Genomic DNA, 2,852 nt, shown 5'->3' on the forward strand with positions numbered 1-2,852 from the left:
AAAAGACATCATCTTCGGATGGTGTCTTTTTTTTGTTTTGACTTGCGTATTAAAAAATCAGAAATCTTTGTCAAATAGTATGTATGAGTTGAGTTAGATCTAAATAAGAACGTTCAACAAATAGTGCTAGTGCTCTAAAAGGGATTTCTTCTGGAATGAATGGGTTTGCTTGTGTAGAGTCATGGTGCCGTCTTGAAACCTTTACATGGCTACAAGTAACCCCTATTCCTTCAGAAATTCCAAGTAGGTAATTCAGCTAATCTATCAACACCCGAAATGGTAGAGCTTGGATGGGTTCTATTAAGGAATTGTGTCACGTGAAACAATTTTAAAGTGTGAAATAAATAAAAGGGTACTTTAAGAGAATTCTTAATGCAAATAAGAACTATTGAGATATTGGACAAGTTTCGATTATGATAGATGTAGGTGGATTTGGAACACTGCGAAATTCCCGTGAAAGGGGATATTACTAAAGCAAGACATCTTGTTATAAGTAACGCTACAAAGTTAACCAATGCAAGATCAGAACAACATAAGATGAGAACTGCAAATTATGGATGATATTGTGATTGGGACGGAGGTGCTTTATGCCAACAAAACCTAAAATAAAAATTGTAGATAACAATCAATTGAGAGCAGAAATAGATGAATTATATGAAAAAACGAGCCAAATAGATTTGGCCAAATGGTCGTTATCGATTGCTAAACACATATTGGATATTGTCGGCATCGATTATAATTTAATTGCTGATATCGCTGATGGATTTCAGATAAATGAATTATGGCAATTGGACAAAGCAGGAATGCACGATGTTAGACAGGCAGGATTTGAATCCACAAACTTGCACGAGAATGTGATGATGAAATTCGAAAAACAGCATTAAGAGTTGCGGGACAGGCAGTAGGAAGTGGACATATGAGAGAACACGCAATGGTAGCATCAGACTACGCGGTCAAAACAATAGGATTGCTTAACTCAAATAATATTAACGCTGTAACTCATGAGCGAGAATTTCAACTCAATGAATTAAAAAGAATATCTCAACACAGGTATTAAACTATTTCTAGACTAAACCCAAATAACATTATTAGTTAACGAAACTACCATATTAAGAGAAAAATGACCGCTTCTGCTTCTGCTTCTAAAATAAACCGATTTGACAATGAAAAAGGAAAAGGAAGTTTCTATTCAAAGTAGACTTTTATTTGAGTAAGTGAAACGAGCGTTAGTTCGAGTGACTAAGAGTCACTTATCATTTGAGTATCCACATTATTTGTCATATAACCAAAATTAAAAATACACCCTTAAAGTTATAAAAAGCTAACTTTTAGGATGTATTTTTCTACTTATTTACCATAGTTGATTATGGTTGAATCAATTGATCACTTCTTGAGTATCAATATCAAAGAAATGAGCTTTGTTTAACTCAAAGGATAAATCAATGAATTCTCCAGGGCTATGGAAATCCCTTGCATCAACTTTTGAAATGAATTCCGTGTCATCGACCTTTGTATACAACATCGTCTCAGCTCCAAGTAATTCTGATACAACTACTTCAGCATGGACAATGCTATTTGGGTTAGCATCTAAAACGATTTGCTCACTATGGATATCTTCAGGACGCATACCAAAGATAAGTTTCTTTCCATCATATCCTTTAGCAGCAAGTCTTTTAGCATTTCTTTCATCAAGTGTAATCGATAATCCTTTACCATTTGATATAATGTTGTTATTTAAAGTTATATCGAAGAAATTCATTGCTGGAGATCCGATAAAGCCTGCAACAAAAACATTAACCGGCGTATTGTAAACATCTTTAGGAGTACCGATTTGTTGAACAAATCCATCTTTCATAATAACGATACGATCTGCCATCGTCATTGCTTCTGTTTGGTCATGGGTTACATAAATTGTCGTTGTCTTCAAACGACGGTGTAATTTAGCAATCTCAGCACGCATAGCAACACGTAATTTAGCATCTAAGTTTGATAAGGGCTCATCCATTAAGAAAACTTTAGCATCACGGACAATAGCGCGGCCTAATGCAACACGTTGACGTTGTCCACCGGATAATGCAGCTGGTTTACGTTGTAAAAACTCAGTTAAACCTAAAATTTCAGCCGCTTCTTCAACACGTTTTTTAATTTCGTCTTTTTTATATTTTCGTAATTTTAAACCAAAGGCCATATTATCGTATACAGTCATATGAGGGTACAAAGCATAGTTTTGGAAAACCATCGCAATGTCGCGATCCTTAGGAGCAACATCATTAACTAATTTATCTCCAATGTATAATTCGCCTTCTGTAATATCTTCAAGTCCAGCAACCATACGTAATGTAGTTGATTTTCCACAACCAGAAGGACCAACGAATACTATGAACTCTCGATCTTTTATGTTTAAATCAAAATTTGTTACAGAATACTCTTCATTATTTTCATATTTTTTTTGGATGTTTTTTAAAGCGATCTCTACCATTCTCTTCACTATTCCTTTCTTCTATCAACACTATTTCTTATAACCTAATCATAATGTAAACGCTATTTCAATAAAAGGGGAATCTGCACAAAACAATCAGCGGATAGTTGTGCAAGTTGCACATCAAAGGAATAGTAGAAAAGAATAGGAATTTTTAGTATGTGTAAAATAGTTCTCGAGATGATTTTATTTTTTACTAGCAAAAAGAAAGAAGGCGTTCTATCATAAATGTATGCTGAGCGGCAAATACATAGATGAAAGAGGCCTTCTTATGGATAGAATTATAACAAAATTATATGAAATAATAAAGGAATCGAGCGATTTAATCGCTACAGAGGAGTCTATACAACTTTATATGTATGAAGTATTCACT

General features: G+C 34.2%; 1 protein-coding gene and 1 pseudogene. One reads left to right on the forward strand and one right to left on the reverse strand.

All coding sequences use genetic code 11. The annotated features are described in order from the left end of the window. Positions 1-587 precede the first annotated feature (587 nt). Positions 588-1,057, forward strand: a pseudogene (locus J7E16_RS11600) (putative immunity protein). Between the two features lie 318 nt (positions 1,058-1,375). Here J7E16_RS11600 and J7E16_RS09840 read toward each other — a convergent pair. Beyond that, positions 1,376-2,479, reverse strand: a complete 1,104-nt coding sequence (locus J7E16_RS09840; protein WP_034547003.1) for an ABC transporter ATP-binding protein — start codon at positions 2,477-2,479, stop codon at positions 1,376-1,378. Between the last annotated feature and the right edge of the window lie 373 nt (positions 2,480-2,852).

It is taken from the genome of Carnobacterium sp. ISL-102 (assembly GCF_018612935.1).
Lineage (GTDB): Bacteria > Bacillota > Bacilli > Lactobacillales > Carnobacteriaceae > Carnobacterium_B > Carnobacterium_B alterfunditum.